Source organism: Streptococcus sp. 27098_8_113, assembly GCF_041432545.1.
Classification (GTDB): domain Bacteria; phylum Bacillota; class Bacilli; order Lactobacillales; family Streptococcaceae; genus Streptococcus.
On sequence record NZ_JAPVZU010000008.1, the window covers coordinates 36,713 to 55,457 of the forward strand.

Below are 18,745 nucleotides of genomic sequence, written 5' to 3' on the forward strand. Positions count from 1 at the left end.
CGACCTCCAAACAAAAGGTCGTTTTTGATATCTAAAAGTCATGAATCATCTCTAAACAGCGCTCCAAATCCACATCCCGCTCCAGATGCTCAACTGTCCAGGGAATAAGGATGTCTGGTTCAATCCCCTTGTCTGTCATCCCCTGTCCCTTATCAAGTGCTAGAGCGCGTGAAGTTGGAAAGTTCAAACTATAATCACCATAATCTACCTGACAGCAGTTGGAATAATCTAGTATTCCAAGAGTCGGGCGCCCCAGAACCGTCACCTTAGGAAACCATTTCATCATCTGGACAAAATTGTCTCCCGACGAAGCACAGTAGACATCTGCCAAGACAAAAATCTTCTCAGGATGGCTTCCTCCTTTCACATTAGAAAACATTTCCCTGTCCTCGCCTCCAAATTTGACATAGCCTTTGCCCCGATTGGCCTGCAGGTCTTGCATGATTATCTCCAACAAATCCTTCGTCTCCTGCTTAATCCCTTCCTGCTGCACGTAGGCTTCAAAATCTTTCAAACGCAGGTCGACATTCCGCTCTGTGTAGAGAATTTCCATCCCTTCATCAGTCCAGTCCAAGTCAGAATAGACTTGCCCCTCAGAAAGAGCATAGTGGAGCAGGGGAAAATACAGCGAGTCCATCCCGCCAGTATTTTGACGAACATCAATCACCAGACAAGCAGCCCTCTTGATAGTATCTTGTGCTTCCTGATAGAGTTTGTTGATGGCTTTCTCGTTCCTAAAGTCATCCAAACGGAGATAAATAACACCCTTTTCTAACTCTTTCCATTCAAATCGGCTCTCTATAGGATTCTGGCTAGGTTCAACTGAAAGGATTTGCTCTACTCCTGCTCGCAAAACAGTCACTTGCCTAGCTTTTGAAATCAACTCGCTCCACTCACGGTAGTTTCGCTCGGGCGTTGAACTGGTAAAATACGCTCGGTGCATCCTATAAAATTCTTCTAGATGCTGTCCATCCAGTTTCACAATTTGATCGCCCGCCTGTAAATTCGTATCTGCATTAGCCTGCTCAACATAAAGTCCTTGGATTGTTGAACGTAGAACAAAACCTTTTGGCTTAGCATATTTCTCCCGAAAAGCTATGTGGCCGATAACTCCGAAGCTAGCTAGATAAGTCTGAACCTGATAAAGAAAGTCCTTTTCACTCATATCGTCTGAAATACATTCGCGAAAACCAGTCGGATCCGCACCGGCAATATCCTTTTTAGTTGCCGAATCTTGGGTCATAATCGAAACAACATCTTCAAAAATAGCCGTTTTTCTCATCGTATTACTCCTTGTCATTATTGAGACTAGTATATCATTTTTGTACATTTTATGCCGATTTAAACAAAAAAATCTAAGCACAATCTCTGCTTAGATTTTTTCTAATCAATGTCCACCAAAACCGCCTTGGCCGCCTGGGGCACTGCCGCCACCGGGTCCACCAGCGCCAGGTCCGTCGGCTGTGATTTCGGTTCGGGTTTGCCCATTAACCGTGATGGTCCCGCCCGTATAGGTAGCCTTACCATCAAAGTCAAAGGCAGACACAGTGGACGTGATAGCTAGGTTTCCGCCTGTCATGATGATATCGCCGTTAGAGTCAAGGGCGTCTGTATCGCCTTGGCCGACCTCAACCTTGATGTCACCACCAGTAATCTTGATGAAAATCTCAGCCCCAGTCGCTGTACTAGCTGCATTGATTCCATCATCCGTCGCATAAAGATCAAGTGTACCACCGTTAATCGTGACATTTGTTCCCTCTAAAGCTTCGACACTGGACTTGACTGTGATCGTTCCGCCGTCAATCACCGCTGCATTGCTGGCATGAAGACCGTCATCACCAGCATTAATCGTAATGGTACCTGACTGGATATAGAGATTTCCGAGCGAAGTGTCCTCGTCATTATCTGCGTGGATGGCATCCTCCGTCGCGGTAATATCCAGACTAGCCTCCTTGATGTTGATGGCATCATTGGCTGACAAGCCATTCTTGTAGCCTTTAATCGTATAAGTCCCGCCTGTGATACGCAGGTCATCATTAGATTCGACTGCATTACCATATTTTCCTTCGATGATCAGACTGCCTGAGCCGTTAAAGGTCAAGTCGTCCTTACTATAAATGGCCGCATCGTAGTCAGTATTGGTGTGATTGGCTGAGTCAGAAATGCTATTCTTGCTGCCTTCAGCTAGGGTAATGAAGGTCTTATCTGCATTTTCTACCACAATCGCTGCATCCGTTCCCGTCATGGTCACACCATCCAAGACGATTTGCACCTTATCTTGATCGCCAGCCTTGACAACAATCTGCACATTTTCACTGCTGCCAGAGAGGACATAGGTTCCAGCTGCCGTAATGGTCACCGTTGAGCCAGAAACGCTGGCTCCGTCACCAGATGTCTTGGCAGTGGAGCCGCTCAAACTAATCTTGGTCACTGTCGACTCATCATAAGAAGCATCCTGATCACGATCCGTGAAATAGCTAGATGTATCTGTCTTTGTCGTACTGGTAGCCGTTTGAGTGGTCGTGGCACTAGCACTCGTAGGAGTGCTGGACTGGCTGGTCAAGCTACAGGCCCCCAAGCTAACAGTCATAAGCGCTAGGGGCACCATTAGTTTTATTTTCTGAAATATTTTTTTCTTGCCTGTTTTCATGATTGGCCTCTTTCTAGTTATAATTCATTTTCTTTCGTGATATAGCGGCTGATGGCAATCTCTAGATTTCCATTGCGCGTGCGTAGGGCATCGATGAGTTCTTTTTCAGTCATTTGACCATTCAGCTGAAGGATGTATTTAATCTTGAACAAGCTCCCCATATCAGAGGTTTTGACATTAGCTAGTTCAACATGATTGACGGCTTTGTTGAAAATATCATCAAAAATGCTTTCATAGTCCAGACTTTCTGGTATGACGACAGTCAGCTGGCGCATGGAATGCTTCATCTGTCCAAAATTGACCACCTCAAGCAGCAGCATGACGAGCGACATGATGAGGGTAAAGACGGTTGCAAAAACCAGATAGCCCATTCCGATGGCAATCCCGATTGTCATGACTAGGAAAATGGACACCAACTCCTTGGCCCCTCCCGGTGCGGAACGGAAACGAATCAAGCTGAAGGCCCCCATGACGGCAACCCCTGCTCCCAAACTTCCATTGACTAAAAAGATGACAATTGCAATCAAGGTCGGCAAAAGCGCCAAGCTCATCACAAAGGATTTGCTGTAAACCGTCTTAAACTGGTAAACCTTGGCAACGACCAAGCCCAAAAGCAAGGACACTCCGATTGCCAGCAGCATCATGGCTGGATCTACGGCCGTATCGGTAAAAATATCATAAAATAAGTGACTAAGCATGATTTACAACTCCTTTATAGTCTGTCGTTTTCTTGTAAGCAACCCCGTATTTGGAAAAGGAGCTTGGGAAGACCTGATGGCGATCCAAAATCTCACTCAGCCAGAGCGGATAGGCCCCTGGCACCTTGACTTCCATAATCACATGATGATCCGGCAGAAGATTTTCCCCGTAATGACCATTCAAGAGGCTTAAATCATAGTTGCGGTAGGTCAAATCGTGGTCAATGGTAATCCGAACATTGGGATCCTCCATCCCCTTCATAGAATAACGATTGTAGTAGATATACATCATGGGCTGCAGACCACCGTAGCGCTGACCCATCCAGTCGATTTCCTCACGAATCTGACAATCCTCAACCTTACTGTGATCGCCCTCCAAGTAAGCCTCTGCAGCGACTAGATCTGTCGAAATGCGGCGTTTGTAGACAATCTTGCGCACTTTTTTCTTGATTTCCAAAAAGACTTGACTGTCTTCTCTTGGGCTTTCATCGTAGGTCCGCACGCGCAATTTTTCTTTAAAATAAGGCTTTTCTAAGGACTCACGAATCATTTGATAGGTCGGGGTGTCGTAGTAAAGATTATGGATGGTCGAGTAAGCATGCTCATCCTCCACCAGATGGCCTTCAAACTCGGTCAGTAAATCGGCCAAAGTTTCTTTGGAAATAATATATTTTGTTTCAAATCGTTGAAATTTATCTTTAAATGTTTTTTTAGCCATGGTTTCTCCCCCTGTCTTTCTTGTAACTAGAGCCATTTTACGGATGAAAACTTAAAGCAAGGATAAAGAAAACTTAAAGAAAACAAAACATTATTATTTTCATACTGAATAAAATAGACTTGTGGAGAAAATCTATACAATAAAATTCTCTGCTGTTTCACGTGAAACAAAAAAACTTGGTTTTGTTCACAAAACCAAGTTGTTCCTTTCGAAGAGAAAATAGTCTTCGCTCTTCTCTATTTTAAATAATTTCTTTCTTATCAGGACGATAGGCCATTGTGCCTAAGACCATGAAAAGCAGTAAAGTTGCGGACAGGAAGGCTAGTTGCCCACCGATTTGACCATTCATCGAGATTGTTTCCCGCAGTCCTGACACCGCATAGCTCATTGGCAAGATTGGATTGATCATTTGGAAGATTTTCGCCGTCAGGGGCAGCGGATAAGTACCAGCGCTAGAAGCCAGTTGCAGGAGCAAGAGGATCAAGGAGATAAAGGCCCCGACCTTACTATCCCAAGTGACCAGAGTCGTCACAACCGCCATAAAGGCCATGCTGGCTAAAACAGTCAAGGCCAGCGTCGTCCATTCGTAGTTGGCCTCAAGACCAATCAAATGAACCGCTCCATAAACCAAGATACCCGCCAAAACAGAAATCAAGCCATTGACTTCCAGACGAGCCTTGAGCCAAGCTTTGCGAGAAGCTGGCACCTGACCAGAAGGAAGCGTGCCAAAAATAACATTGGTCGAAATCGCCGCCACAAAAAGAGCAACAGAAATCATGTAGGGAGCCATACCAACACCATTTTTACCAACCTGATCTTTATCTGTCTTTTTCAGATCGACAGGGCCAGCCAAGGCTGCCGCATTGTCCTCTGTCACTGAAAGCTCGGACAATTGACCCTTGGCATCCGTCAACCCTGCATTTAGAGTCTGGGCACCGACTGACAAGTCTCCCAGCCCACTACTTAAAGTGAGACCACCAGTCGCTAACTGTTGAGAACCATCTGCCATTTGAGTGGCACCTGTAGATAATGTTTGCATCCCTGCGACCAAAGTAGATGATTTATCATTTAATTGAGAGAGGCCTGAGCTGATTTGACCGATTCCTGAAGTCACTTGGTCATTATGGCTCGCTAGATTAGCCGCTCCTTGAGAAAGCTGGTCAACCCCTGTAGTATAAGCGGCTACTCCCTGAGCTACTTGAGAAAGGCCACCTGTATAAGCCGTAATACCTTGAGAAAGGGTCGCTGAACCAGTGCTGGCAGAGGACAGAGCTTCATTTACCTGACCCAAGCCACCATAGAGACCACTAATCATAGCTGAAGCACCTGGCAGGACTTGGTTGGCTGCTGCCGACAGCTGACTTGCCTGACTGCTGGCTGTTTGCAGACCTTGCAGATTCGTTTGGATAGCTTGGACTTCCTGTACAATAGCTGCCGCTGCACTACTGCTAGAATCAGCACCACCTGCTAGAGCTGCTTTTAGTTCTTCTTGCTCATCGGTAGAAAGTTTTTGGTAAGCAGCTGTTCCTTCTAAAGCGGCCACGGCTGCAGCCCGATCACTTTGCGCACTACTTGCCAAAGACTGGGCATTGGTCGCAATCGTCGTGAGAGAAGCCGCAATTGTTTCCGTTGGCAAGCTCGTTCCTGATGTGGCATTCTGAATAGCTGTATTGAGCTGATCTAGACCCGCCGTCAACTGAGCAACCTTTTCTTGATTAGCAGTAACACTACTATTAACGGAGGATTGCAGTTCTGCCAAACCGCTGTTTAGGCGCTCCACACCAGCGACTAATTCCTGTGAATTACCCGTCAGTTGGTTGGTTCCATTCAGTAATGTTTGTGACTGAGCAGTTAACTGACTGGCGCCAGCTGAAAGCTGCCCAACTCCATCTGTATATTCCGTCATCTTGCTAGTAAAAGTCGGCAAGCCAGCATTGATCTGAGCCACTCCATCTGTGTATGCTACCAGACCAGTTGACAGCGCTGTGGCTCCATCTGAGAAAGTGAGGCTGGACTGAGCTAGACTTTCCAAGTTAGTAGACAGCTTTTGGCTACCGTTTGCCAGTTCCTGACTGCCTTCGGCCAATTTAGCTGTGCCATCTGCGGCTGTTCCAAGTCCACCTTTTAGCTTATCCATACTCGCAAAAAGGCTTGTCACATAGCTGTTTGTAATCTTCTGACTGACCGATTGCTTCATCGAAGTCATGGCAGAATCGCTCATTTTGCTGGCGATAAAACTATGACCACTGGATATTTGGTAGTGGATCGTAACTTGCTTAGGCTGATTGCTCAAGATACTAGCCGCATTGGCTGATAGATCCTTAGGAAGAGTCACCACCATGTAATAGTCGCCCTTTTCCAATCCCTTCTCTGCCTGATCCTTATCCACAAAATGAAAATCCATCGCTGCATTTTTCTTCATATCTTGAACCATATCTGAACCAATGGACAAGTCTTTTCCATACAAGCTCGCCTTCTGGTCCTGATTGACCACCGCTACTGGCAAATCAGAAAGTTTGCCATACGGATCCCACATAGAGCTCAAAAAAATCACATTATACAAGGCTGGAATCAAGGCAACCCCCAGCATGACTACAATAATCTTCGGTTTTTTGAAGATCGCTTTCCATTCTTTGAACATCTTTTCTCCTTTTTTATACACCTTGTCTAAAAATTTGATATAATAGATTATACACAATAAAAAAATTAAGGCAAGCAGAAAAATCTATTTTTGTACACCTTATCTAATTTTGTATAATTCAATAACAAAGGAAAGATTAAAATGACAGAAAGTAATAAACGTAAAAAAACCAAGGCCATCATTGAGAAGGCTATGGTTGACTTATTGCATCAGGAGTCTTTTGACCACATTACAACAGTCAAATTAGCCCGAGCTGCTGGCATCAGTCGCAGTAGCTTTTATACCCACTACAAAGATAAATATGATATGATTGAGCGCTATCAGCAAGGGCTCTTTCATCAATTAGAATACATCTTTGAACACAATCGAGAAGATGTTGCAGTCGCTATCACAGATGTCTTTCAGTTCTTGATCCAAGAGCCTCTTCTGGCTGCTCTCTTGACGGAAAATGGTACTAGAGAAATCCAAAATTTCCTGCGCCATAAGCTCCAATCCTTACTTTCCCAAATCCTACAAGAACGGTTTCGCAATAAAGCTTTCAATCAAATCGAAAAGGAATACGGCATCGTCTACCTCGTTAATGCCTTCTTTGGCGTCTACCAAATGTGGATCGCCCGAGGCAGTAAGGAAAGCCCTGAACAAATGGCTGATCTCCTTTTAAAGATGCTATAAAACTCAACAACTAATAAAGACTGGGACAAGATATCCCAGCCTCTTTTTGTTAGTCGAATAAAAAAGAAGCCGAAAACGGCTTCTGAATAAATTTCCAATAGAAATTAAAGCATTTTGTTGTAGAATTCAACGACAAGTGCTTCGTTGATTTCTGGGTTGATTTCGTCGCGTTCTGGCAAGCGAGTCAATGAACCTTCCAATTTTTCAGCGTCGAATGATACGAATGCTGGACGTCCAAGAGTTGCTTCAACAGCTTCAAGGATAGCTGGAACTTTCAATGATTTTTCACGAACTGAGATCACTTGACCTGGAGTTACGCGGTATGATGGGATATCAACGCGTTTTCCGTCAACAAGGATGTGACCGTGGTTTACGAATTGACGAGCTTGACGACGAGTAGTCGCAAGACCAAGACGGTAAACAACGTTATCCAAACGGCGTTCCAAAAGAAGCATGAAGTTGAAACCAAGGATTCCACCTTTGATTTTTGTAGCTTGTACGAACAAGTTACGGAATTGTTTTTCACCTACACCGTAAGTGAAACGAAGTTTTTGTTTTTCAGCCAATTGCAAACCGTATTCTGACAATTTAGAACGGTTGTTTGGTCCGTGTTGTCCTGGTACGTAGTTACGACGTGCCAATTCTTTACCTGTACCTGTAAGTGAAAGGCCAAGGCGACGAGCTTGTTTCCAAGATGGTCCTGTATAACGTGACATATGTATGTCCTCCTGATATAAATAATATTTCGGTGGAAATAGTCACTTAGAAAGCCCTGATTCGTGCAGATGCCCTTCGCCTAAACAGCCAAGGTTACTTGTTATAAGACACCTGTTGACGAGCTTCATGCTTTCCTGCTGCTATTTCACACAAAGGCTATTGTACCATGAATAAAGTCAAAAGTAAAGGGGCTCATAAAAAAATCAAGCCCAAAGGCTTGATTAAAGTCATTTTTATAAAACAAGGCAGCTTACAGCCCCAAGAGGTTCAAAATCTCCTGCTTGTATCGTAGCTTCTGTAGTTCCTTATCCTCACTGTCTGACCAAGTCAGTTGGAGATCTGCTACGATTTGCCCAGGTCGATTTTTCAGAATATAGATGCGGTCACTGAGAGCCAGAGCTTCCTCGATACTATGAGTGATAAGGAGAGTTGTCAAGCCCAACTTACGGTGAATCTCCAGATACCAAGCGTGCAGCTCCATCTTGGTCAGCTCATCCAAGGCACTAAAGGCCTCGTCCAGAAGAAATAGCTTATGGCCGAACATGTAGGTCCGCAGCAGAGCCACGCGCTGCCGCATCCCCCCGCTCAGCTCATGTGGATACTTGTCCGCCACATCAAAGAGCCCGAACTCCTTCAAAATCTGAGTCGCCTGCTCCGTCGCTTCCTTTTTGGATACTTTTCGGATTAAGAGGGGCAAGATGACATTGCCCAAGACCGTCTTGTGCTCCAGCAGCAAGTCCTTCTGCAACATATAACTCACCCGGCCCTTGGGATTTTCCTGCCTGTCTAGGACAATCCTGCCCGACTGGACCTCCAAAATCCCAGCAATCAGATTAAAGAGGGTCGTTTTCCCGACGCCACTAGGCCCCAAAATCGCTACGACCTGGCCAGCTTCCACCTCTAGGCCGATATCTTTCAAAATCTGCTGCTCATCATAAGCATAACTTACATTTTCAAGTTTAATTTCTGTCATTATTTTATATAATCGTTGCTGAATCCCTTGTCACTCAAGTCATTGTTCACAATGCCGTTGTTCTTAGCCCATTTGTAAAAGGCATTCCAGCGGCTAGCCTCAAACTGACCCCACTTGTCCTTATCTGATGCATATTGCTCGGACAGATATTTTTGGGAAGCCAAGACAAAGTCACGCTTAGTTTTCAACTCTGGTGCATGCTTGATTAAAATATCTGCCGCTTCTTCAGGGTGCTCCATGGCATATTGATAGCCCTTCTTGATAGCCTGCAAGACCTTTTTCGCTTTGTCCGGATTCTTCTTGAGATAGTCATTATTGGCAATAATGACTGGAGAATAATAGTCGAACTCCTTGACATAGTCCTTCATGTAAAAGAAATTCGTATCCATGCCTTGCGTCTCTGCCATGATGCCGTCCCAGCCATGATAAATCCAGGCTGCATCAAACAAGCCATTTTCAATCGGCGTAATAGAGTTAGAATCGTTGTTAGGAACCTTTTCTACTTCATCAAACTGACCGCCTTGGCTTTCTACCAAAGTTTTCAGCATACCCAGCTCCACTGGATCATTCCAAGTGCCGTATTTCTTCCCGGCCAGATCCTTAGGACTTGTAATCCCTGCAGATTTTTTGGAAATAATGCCCGAAGTATTATGCTCTACAATGGCTGCAACAGCCGTGATTTCTGCACCCTTATCCAGTTTTTTAGCCATGGAGTCCTGGAAGTAAATACCAAAAGGTGCCTTGCCGTTGATAATCAAATCCGAACTGCTATCTTCAGGCGGCAACTTGATATCCACATCCACACCTGCTTCCTTAAAGTAGCCCTTTTCCTGAGCTACATAAAGTCCTGTATGATTGGTATTGGGTGACCAATCCAGAATAAAATCAATCTTTTTATCCTTACTAGCAGACTCTGAGCCTGACTTGCTGCAAGCCGCTAAGCCAAAGATTGACACGGCAGCCAAACCTGCCAACAACATTTTATAAGTTTTTTTCATTATAATCCTCTTTTCTTTTTTGGAAAATAGCAGAGCTGAGCTTCTATTTCCACTTGATGACATATTTTTCACTGACAGCCACCAGCTTCATCCCCAGAAGACTGATAACCGAAACCAATATGATAATAGCAAACATGGTATCATACTGGAAAAGTTTCTTGGACTGAATCATGTAAACACCCAAACCTTCGAAACCGCCCAGCCATTCGGAAACCACGGTCGTGATAAAGGCGTAGGAAACACTGACGCGCAAGCCCGCATAGAAATAGGGCAGGCTAGCTGGAATCTTAAAGTGCCAGAGAATCTGCCAGCGATTGGCCTGCATAAGCTCAAAGAGAGTCAGAGTATCTCGATCACAATGCCGAAAACCGTCCAGAATACTGACGATAATCGGAAAAGTCGTCGTCAGAATAATGAGCACAATCTTGGGCAAAATCCCATAACCCAGCCAGAGAACCAGGATTGGCGCCAAAGCAATGGTCGGAATCGTCTGCACCACGACCATCATGGGGTAAACCAAATCATTGAGCCAGCTCATGCTGTCCATGAGCACAGCTAGTATACAGGCCAAGATGACACCCAAGACTAAACCCAGCAAGGCTACTTTTAAGGTGGCCCAGCTATGACTTGCTAGAAATCCCGCATCTCTGATAAAGGCCTGACCGATTTCCAGAGGTGTCGGCAGGATAAACTTGGGCAAGAGCTTGAGCCAGCCCATGACCTGCCAGATAACAAGGATTCCCAGCATACCCAAAAGGCTAATCTGCTGCCGCAGGATATTTTTCAAGTTTTTCATCAATACTTAAAATCTTTCCATAGTTTATTTTCACATTAGCAAAAACATTGTCTGCCTGACTGCCTGCAAGCTCAATCGCCTGCTGCAGAATAGGAAATAAAGTCTCCCATTCCCCTTCTAGAACGGTCTCAAAAGGCGTCACGACCATCTTCACTAGCTGTTTTTGCAAAAACTCAATCACTTCCTCTATGACTGCCAAACGATTCACATTATGTGACAAAGGAAGAATTTGTAACGCAATGCTGGCTTTCATCTCTTCACCTCCTTACTTTCATGCTTCATCTGAGAATAATGTATGCAGATAGGCTTAAAATTCACAAGAAAATAACTTGGTTTTTAAACAAAAAGACAGCGAGCTCCCTTTATAAACACCTTGCTTTCCATACAAAAACACCTTTCCCAATATGGAAAAGGTGTTGCATGCATCAGTAAACTAAAGATTGGTGAATAATTCCCCATTTTAGCAAAACCACAAGGTCTTTACAAATACAATTCCCTACGCTGGCATTACCCAGATCAGGTGCGGTCGAAGCTTACACTTCCTCTCAGACTGTACACAGACTCCCATATATAGGATTATGATAACGTAATCATCAGCAAATGTCAAGATTTGAGCTTGGACTCACTACTTTTCAACGATAAGTGAAGCAAACGATCATCAATTAGCCAAACTTCCCTTTCGCAGCCAACAAAGCCTCCATAGCCCTGATATTCTCTGGCTCACTTGTGGATAAGATGGTTTCAAAACCCAGTTCAGCTGCCGTATCCAAGTTAGCTTGAATGTCGTCAATAAAGACTGACTCTATCGGATCAAGACTATACTTTTTTAGTAGCTTTTGATAAATCTCTGGCTCTGGCTTGACAACCCCGACTTCTGAGGAGAGGATATAGCCTGACAGCAGTGGAAAGATGGGCAGCGAACCAGCTTTTTCAATACGGTAAAAAATCTCGCAAGTAGTTGACAGGATATAAATGCGATAACCTTGATTAGCCCATAGTCGAATCTTTTCCTGTAAACCACTGTAAACCTCTACAACCTCATACCAATTGTAGAAGATATTCTGAACAGCAGGATGGTAGGAGTCATCCAGCTGAGCTAGCACTTCGTCACAGGCTTCTTTCAAGCTCAACTCTCCCTTGTCTGTTTGATGCCAGACACCCGAGTCAAAAATAGCCTGTCTAAGAATCTGTCGACGCTCTTTCTCAGGTTCGAAAGTGGTCAAAATTTTCTCAGAATTCCATTCAATCAAGACATTTCCTAAGTCAAAAACTAAATTTCTTATCATTTCTTTCACCAGCCCTTTCTCTATATGTAGGAGCTTTCGTAAGTTCTAGCTCATGCCATTGCAAATCCGCTATTTCGGATGGTCTTCACCATCCTTGGTATAGCATATTTAGGTTAAGAAAAATCCCAGAAATGAACTGTTCCTCAAAGTCGGGGTTTACCCAACTCTAGGAAGCAATACAAAGTTCTGGAATCACCTATTATTCTTAGTCAAAATAGCGAATTAAATTTTTCTCTGTCAAAATATCTGAGTAAGTATAGGACTCCACATAGGTGTTAGCAATTTCACCCGGCTGTCCCCCTTCATTTTCATACTCAACGATAAAGAGAGAAGGGTAAACTTCAATCAAGCGACCTTGTTTACTTTTTTGGCGCTTACGGCCATTTTCCAAGGTCATCTCTACCATCTGCCCCTCGTGAGCCTTGATGTCCTCCTTGATTTTCTTCATTTTTGCCACATCTGTAAATGCATCACTCATACTATACATCCTCTCTTTTAGAAATACTTGAAAATTTATTATATTCTTTTTGGAAAATTAGCTCAACCGTACCACGCGCCCCGCTCCGGTTTTTCTCAATAATGACTTCAACCTTGTTGTTAGGAATGCCTTCCTCTTCCTCACCGGCCCGCTCATAATAGTCATCCCGATAAAGAAAGGCTACGATATCCGCATCCTGCTCGATGGAACCTGACTCCCGAATATCAGACAGCACTGGTCGCTTATCCTGTCGCTGCTCCACGCCACGTGAGAGCTGACTCAGAGCAATAACCGGAACCTTAAGCTCCTTCGCCAAAATCTTAAGCTGGCGGGAAATTTCCGAAACTTCCTGCTGGCGGTTTTCACGACCCGTTCCTGTAATCAGCTGCAGGTAGTCAATCAAAATCAGACCAAGATTCCCTGTCTCCTGAGACAACTTGCGAGCTCGCGAACGAATCTCCGTAATCCGAATCCCCGGCGTGTCATCGATATAAATACTCGCATTAGCCAGATTTGCCGTCGCAATGGTATATTTTTGCCATTCTTCATCTGTCAATTGCCCTGTACGAATGGAGTGAGAATTAATCACTCCCTCTGAGGCCAGCATCCGATCCACAAGACTCTCTGCCCCCATTTCTAGGGAGAAGATAGCCACTGTCTTATCCAGCTTGGTCCCGATATTCTGGGCGATATTGAGGGCAAAGGCCGTCTTTCCGACCGCAGGACGAGCAGCTAGGATGATTAACTCTTCTTCATGCAAGCCCGTCGTCATCTTATCCAACTCACGGTAACCCGTCGCAATCCCCGTAATATCAGTAGTTTGCTGAGAACGGGCTTCTAGATTAGCAAAGTTAAGATTTAGAATATCTTGAATATTTTTAAACCCACTGCGGCTGGCCGTTTCGCTGACATCAATCAAGGCCTTTTCTGCTCCTGCAATGATTTCCTCTGATGGTCTTTCCCCATCATAGGCTTGATTGATGGATTCTGTCAAGCGTGAAATCAAGCGGCGTAAGATTGCTTTTTCAGAAACGATCTTGGCATAGTACTCTGCATTGGCAGAAGTCGGCACAGAATTAACGACCTCCACCAGATAGCTCAAACCACCAATATTCTGCAAGTCTCCTTGGCTATCCAAAATATTGCGAACGGTGGTCGCATCGATAGCATCCCCACGATCCGCCAAGTCAATCATGGCCTTAAAAATCAGCCGATGGGCATATTTAAAGAAATCCCCAGGCTCAATATATTCACGGACAAAGACCAGTTTGCTCTCATCGATGAAAATGGCCCCTAGTACAGACTGTTCTGCTAAAATATCTTGAGGCTGAGCTCGCAACTCATCAATCTCTGCCATAGGTGAATCCTTCCTTTAATTCTTTTTACCCTTCCGTAACCCGCAGGCGAATCACACTTGTCACATCTTGGTAAATCTTTACAGGAACATCAATCAAACCAATCGAACGAATGGGAGAATCAACCTTGATATTCCGTTTATCAATTTTTAGACCAAATTGCTTTTGTAGTTCATCAGCAATTTTTTTGTTAGTAATCGAACCGAAAGTCCGTCCGTCTGGTCCGACCTTCTCTGTAAAAGCAACAACCGTTGCTTCTTCTTCCAACTTCGCTTTGATAGCTTGAGCTTCTGCCACCATCTCTGCATGAGCCTTTTCCTGAGATTTTTGCTTTCCTCTCAGCTCACCGATAGCTTGTGCATTGGCTTCCTTAGCCAGATTTTTCTTAATCAGGAAATTTTGAGCATACCCAGTAGGTACTTCCTTGATTTCCCCTTTTTTCCCTTTTCCTTTTACATCCTCTAAAAAAATGACTTTCATTTTATTTCTCCTTTTCTATTGATTCCTCATTATCCATCACTTGATCCATAATCTCTTGATTTAGACGTTGAGTGACTTCAGCAACCGTTTGATCGCTGACTTGCGCTGCTGCTAGATTAAAGTGGCCGCCACCACCCATTTTCTCCATAATCCGCTGGACATTGATCTTGCTGCGACTACGAGCTGAAATGGATACGTAACCCTCAGTATTTTTGCTGACTACAAATGTTGCTTCAATGCCCGACATGGCAAGCATAGTGTCAGCTGCCTTACTAATGACGACAGTATCATAGCTGGTATTTTCAGGACCCGCTGCTACAATCACATTTGGCAAAAGCTTCTTACCAGTCAAAATCAGCTCATTGACTGCTCGATACTCTTCAAAATTCGTCGAAGAAATATCCTGAATGACGACACTATCACTGCCCCGAGCCCGCAAATAACTGGCTACATCAAAGGTTCGACTCGTTACTCTGGAGGTGAAATTCTTGGTGTCTAGCATAATCCCAGCCATGAGCAGGCTGGCTTGAATTTTATTCAGGCGATTCTTCTTGGAATTTTGAAACTGAATCAGCTCCGTTACCAATTCGCTGGCACTGCTAGCTCCACTTTCAATATAGGCGATGACTGCATTTTCAGGAAAATCCTCATCGCGACGATGATGGTCCACCACAATCGTCTGACTAAATCGGTCAAACAATTCTCTTGAAAGCGTTAAGGCCAACTTCGAGTGATCCACCATTATCAATAGTGAGCGACTGGTTACTCGGTTTACGGCTTCCGAGATCGGCAAAAGATAATCAGCGCCTTCTGATGTCAATTTTTGAATAGAGCGATAGATATCCGAGCCCATCTGTTGGTCATCATACACAACATAGGCTTTCTCAATGATATTGCTAGCAAAAAGCTGCATACCCACCGCGGAGCCTAAGGCATCCAAATCAAGATTGCGATGACCAACCACGAAAACCTGATCTACACTCTTGATTTTATCTGAAATAGCTGCCATCATAGCCCTCGTACGCGTACGTGTACGTTTGACAGATGCAGCTGTTCCACCACCGAAGTAAACTGGATTCTTGGTCTCGTCATTCTCTTTGACAACCGCTTGGTCGCCACCTCGGACCTCAGCTAGGTTAAGATTGAGGAGCGCGGTCTTACCAATTTCATCATGCTTGCCATCTCCGTAAGAAAAGCCCATACTAAGCGTCAGAGGAAGTTTTCGATTCTTGGCTTCTGTCCGAAATTGATCAATGATCGAAAATTTACTATCCATCAGTTGTTCCAAAACCGTATAATCCGTGAAAAGATAATAACGATCCATTCCCACCCGACGGTAGAACATATGAAATTGCTCAGAAAACTCTGCTACAAAGTTAGCTACAAAGCTATTGATATGACTAATATCTGAATCTGATACAGCATCTTCCAAATCATCATAATTATCAACTGAGACAACACCGATAACTGGTCGCGTCGTAACGAGCCCAACTGTTGCTTCATACTCACTTGATGCATCAAAAAAGTACAGGACACTAGAAGCTGAATCAAAGTAAACAGAATACTGGTTATCTCCTACTGTTGCGTAGCTACCCGATTTCGAAGCAGCAAGGTGGATAATTTCCTGCAGGAGATCACTATTTAGCTCCCCATCATCCGTTGTAAAAATCAATTCAGCATAAGGATTGAACCAGTCCACATCTCCACTATTTTCATTGATTTTAATCACACCAACTGGCATCTTATCCAACAAAGAAGCTAAACTTCCCTCTGCTTGATGATTGACATAGCGAATCTGCTCAAGCTCGTCCAATTCGGTCACTCTTTGCTGCTGTATAAATAGCCAAACCAAGAGCGCCAACACTGTAAAAAGAGACACCAGCATAGGCAAACTATCACCAAAAAGGCGTAGACAAATAGCTAATATGATAAAGGAAGTAAACCCCACTATCGCAAAGTGGCTCGGGGAAAAACGAATTCTTTTCATTAAAAAACCTCTTATTGCGCCATTTTACCATATTTTCTTAAAAAAAGCGAGTTTTCACTGCCTTTGGATACTTGTAAAGCAAGAAAGACTCAAATCCCGGATCTATTCTCAAATAAACATTCACAATTAATTTACAAGATGTGTAAATCTTGTAAAGTTTATTAAACAAAAAGTTGACAGTAGTTGTAAAAGCTTCTCTATATAAAAGAGATCTTTTGTAAACATTTATTTACAAACGTGTAAATTATGTAAAAAACGTACTATCAATAAGATAGTACGTTAATATGTCTACGATTTTGCTTTATTTTTAGAAATACTTCTAGATTTACCTTCCAAATAAACCATCAAAATAGAAATATCTGCTGGATTGACACCCGAAATACGGCTTGCCTGACCAATCGTTTCTGGATTGATTTTCTTAAACTTCTGTCGCGCTTCTGTCGCAATCGAATCAATATCATCCCAATCAATATTGGCTGGAATCCGCTTTTCTTCCATGCGTTTCATCTTCTCAACTTGATCAAGAGCTTTAGAAATATAACCTTCGTACTTAATCTCTGTCTCAATTAGCTCGATAATCTTTTCATCCAACTCTTCTGCCGCTGGACCAATGAATTGAACCACATCTTGATAAGACACTTCCGGTCGCCGCATAAATTCTTTGGCAGTTACCGCATCTGTCAGAGCTTTAAAGCCAAGCGCTTCTATCTTAGCATTGGTTTCCTTGACAGGTTTCAACTTGATGGATTCCAATCGCTTCATCTCGTTGTCAAATTGATTCTTTTTAATCTCGAAACGAGCCCAGCGCTCATCATCTACCAAACCAATTTCTCGGCCAATCTCTGTCAAACGCATATCAGCATTGTCGTGGCGGAGAATCAAACGATATTCCGCTCGACTAGTCAAGAGGCGATAAGGTTCTACAGTCCCCTTGGTCACCAAATCATCAATCATGACTCCAATGTAACCATCACTACGCTTCAAGATCAACTCTGGCTTCCCTTGGATCTTCAAGGCCGCATTAATCCCAGCGATAATCCCTTGGCCTGCAGCTTCTTCATAACCAGAAGTTCCATTGGTTTGGCCTGCTGTAAAGAGTCCTGAAATTTTCTTGGTTTCTAAGGTTGCCCGCAACTGGTGAGGCATAATCATATCGTACTCAATGGCATAACCTGTCCGCATCATCTCAGCATTTTCTAAACCTTTGATAGAGTGAACCAAGTCCTTCTGTACATCTTCTGGCAGACTAGTTGACAGCCCCTGAACATAAACTTCTTCCGTATCACGACCCTCAGGCTCTAAGAAAAGCTGGTGGCGTTCCTTATCCGCAAAACGGACAATCTTATCCTCGATTGACGGGCAATAGCGAGGTCCCACACCCTTAACGATACCTGAAAACATAGGAGCCCGGTGCAGGTTATTTTGGATAATTTCATGACTTTCTGCATTGGTATAAGTCAACCAGCAAGGCACTTGATCTTTCACATAGTCTTCATCACGAGATGTGTATGAAAAATGATTGGCCTTTTCATCACCTGGCTGAATCTCTGTCACATCATAATTGATCGACGAAGCCTTGACACGCGGAGGCGTTCCTGTCTTAAAACGACCAATTTCAAAACCTAGATCACGCAGATTATCTGCCAATGGAATTGCTGCTAGACTATGGTTAGGGCCAGATGAATACTTGAGATCACCAATAATAATCTCTCCCCGCAAGGCTGTTCCAGTCGTAACAATGACGGCTTTAGCCGCATACTCCTGATGGGTCGCTGTTTTAACACCAATTACTTTACCATCTTCAACCAGGATTTCATTAATCATGGTTTGTCTTAGAGTCAGATTTTCTTGATTTTCGACAGTCTTGCGCATTTCTTTGGAATAAAGCTCTTTATCTGCCTGCGCCCGAAGAGCCCGAACTGCAGGTCCTTTGCCTGTATTGAGCATCTTCATCTGGATATAGCTCTTGTCAATATTCTTGGCCATCTCGCCGCCCAAAGCATCTACTTCACGGACAACAATGCCTTTTGCAGACCCTCCAATAGAGGGATTACAAGGCATAAAAGCCAGCATCTCAATATTGATGGTTGCCAAAAGAACTTTACAACCCATTCGACTAGCAGCAAGCGATGCCTCAACCCCAGCGTGCCCTGCTCCAATCACGATAACATCATAACTTTCAGTAAAATTGTGTGTCATTTCTTTTTCCTTCATTTTTTCACCAAAAAAGGCCAAGTCTCTAGAAGTGCAGGACAAAAAAGCCTGCAACATCCATGAGCTTTGACCATCATAGGTA

The 18,745-nt window shown here is 43.9% G+C and carries 17 protein-coding genes and 1 riboswitch; of the genes, 1 reads left to right on the top strand and 16 read right to left on the bottom strand.

Annotated elements, in window-relative coordinates:
* Positions 1 to 31: 31 nt before the first annotated feature.
* From O3644_RS05905 to O3644_RS05925, 5 genes are all read right to left on the bottom strand, one after another.
* Positions 32 to 1,282, bottom strand: a complete 1,251-nt coding sequence (locus O3644_RS05905; RefSeq protein ID WP_371595293.1) for a S41 family peptidase — start codon at positions 1,280 to 1,282, stop codon at positions 32 to 34.
* Between the two features lie 105 nt (positions 1,283 to 1,387).
* Positions 1,388 to 2,650, bottom strand: a complete 1,263-nt coding sequence (locus O3644_RS05910) for a carbohydrate-binding domain-containing protein (RefSeq protein ID WP_371595294.1) — start codon at positions 2,648 to 2,650, stop codon at positions 1,388 to 1,390.
* A gap of 17 nt (positions 2,651 to 2,667) precedes the next feature.
* On the bottom strand, positions 2,668 to 3,348 hold the full coding sequence (locus O3644_RS05915) for a DUF4956 domain-containing protein (protein ID WP_371595295.1): 681 nt from the start codon (positions 3,346 to 3,348) through the stop codon (positions 2,668 to 2,670).
* Positions 3,341 to 4,066, bottom strand: a complete 726-nt coding sequence (locus O3644_RS05920) for a polyphosphate polymerase domain-containing protein (RefSeq protein WP_048765676.1) — start codon at positions 4,064 to 4,066, stop codon at positions 3,341 to 3,343. The genes O3644_RS05915 and O3644_RS05920 overlap by 8 nt, the downstream gene beginning before the upstream one ends.
* 241 nt (positions 4,067 to 4,307) lie before the next feature.
* A complete protein-coding gene (locus O3644_RS05925; protein WP_371595296.1) occupies positions 4,308 to 6,707 on the bottom strand; it encodes a YhgE/Pip family protein in 2,400 nt (799 codons plus the stop codon).
* Between the two features lie 141 nt (positions 6,708 to 6,848).
* Between O3644_RS05925 and O3644_RS05930 the strand changes: the two genes are divergently transcribed.
* Positions 6,849 to 7,379, top strand: coding sequence for a TetR/AcrR family transcriptional regulator (locus tag O3644_RS05930; protein ID WP_048765680.1), 531 nt, complete (start codon positions 6,849 to 6,851; stop codon positions 7,377 to 7,379).
* A 104-nt stretch (positions 7,380 to 7,483) separates the two neighbouring features.
* Here O3644_RS05930 and rpsD read toward each other — a convergent pair whose 3' ends face one another.
* The 11 genes from rpsD to mnmG all read right to left on the bottom strand — a co-directional run bounded on the left by rpsD (position 7,484) and on the right by mnmG (position 18,648).
* Entirely contained in the window at positions 7,484 to 8,095 is a 612-nt protein-coding gene (gene rpsD / locus O3644_RS05935) for a 30S ribosomal protein S4 (protein WP_000092756.1), read from the bottom strand.
* Positions 8,096 to 8,346: 251 nt separating this feature from the next.
* On the bottom strand, positions 8,347 to 9,069 hold the full coding sequence (locus tag O3644_RS05940) for an ABC transporter ATP-binding protein (protein ID WP_048765685.1): 723 nt from the start codon (positions 9,067 to 9,069) through the stop codon (positions 8,347 to 8,349).
* A complete protein-coding gene (locus O3644_RS05945) occupies positions 9,069 to 10,067 on the bottom strand; it encodes an ABC transporter substrate-binding protein (RefSeq protein WP_048765689.1) in 999 nt (332 codons plus the stop codon). Before O3644_RS05945 ends, O3644_RS05940 begins: the two co-directional genes overlap by 1 nt.
* Positions 10,068 to 10,110: 43 nt before the next feature.
* Complete coding sequence (locus O3644_RS05950; RefSeq protein WP_371595298.1) at positions 10,111 to 10,863, bottom strand: ABC transporter permease; 753 nt, start codon at positions 10,861 to 10,863, stop codon at positions 10,111 to 10,113.
* Positions 10,826 to 11,116, bottom strand: coding sequence for an MTH1187 family thiamine-binding protein (locus O3644_RS05955; RefSeq protein ID WP_371595299.1), 291 nt, complete (start codon positions 11,114 to 11,116; stop codon positions 10,826 to 10,828). The genes O3644_RS05950 and O3644_RS05955 overlap by 38 nt, the downstream gene beginning before the upstream one ends.
* 222 nt (positions 11,117 to 11,338) lie before the next feature.
* A riboswitch (TPP riboswitch) is annotated at positions 11,339 to 11,441 on the bottom strand.
* An 84-nt stretch (positions 11,442 to 11,525) separates the two neighbouring features.
* Positions 11,526 to 12,149, bottom strand: coding sequence for an HAD family hydrolase (locus tag O3644_RS05960; RefSeq protein WP_371595300.1), 624 nt, complete (start codon positions 12,147 to 12,149; stop codon positions 11,526 to 11,528).
* A gap of 205 nt (positions 12,150 to 12,354) precedes the next feature.
* Positions 12,355 to 12,627, bottom strand: coding sequence for a Veg family protein (locus O3644_RS05965; RefSeq protein ID WP_005592064.1), 273 nt, complete (start codon positions 12,625 to 12,627; stop codon positions 12,355 to 12,357).
* A gap of 1 nt (position 12,628) precedes the next feature.
* Positions 12,629 to 13,984, bottom strand: coding sequence for a replicative DNA helicase (dnaB, locus tag O3644_RS05970; RefSeq protein WP_005592121.1), 1,356 nt, complete (start codon positions 13,982 to 13,984; stop codon positions 12,629 to 12,631).
* Between the two features lie 25 nt (positions 13,985 to 14,009).
* Positions 14,010 to 14,462 (bottom strand): 50S ribosomal protein L9, encoded by a 453-nt coding sequence (gene rplI, locus O3644_RS05975; protein ID WP_005591407.1) that lies wholly within the window; start codon positions 14,460 to 14,462, stop codon positions 14,010 to 14,012.
* A gap of 1 nt (position 14,463) precedes the next feature.
* Positions 14,464 to 16,449: a DHH family phosphoesterase gene (locus O3644_RS05980; protein WP_371595301.1), complete on the bottom strand. Its 1,986-nt coding sequence runs from the start codon at positions 16,447 to 16,449 to the stop codon at positions 14,464 to 14,466.
* 288 nt (positions 16,450 to 16,737) lie between these two features.
* Positions 16,738 to 18,648, bottom strand: a complete 1,911-nt coding sequence (gene mnmG / locus O3644_RS05985) for a tRNA uridine-5-carboxymethylaminomethyl(34) synthesis enzyme MnmG (RefSeq protein ID WP_371595302.1) — start codon at positions 18,646 to 18,648, stop codon at positions 16,738 to 16,740.
* Positions 18,649 to 18,745 lie beyond the last annotated feature (97 nt).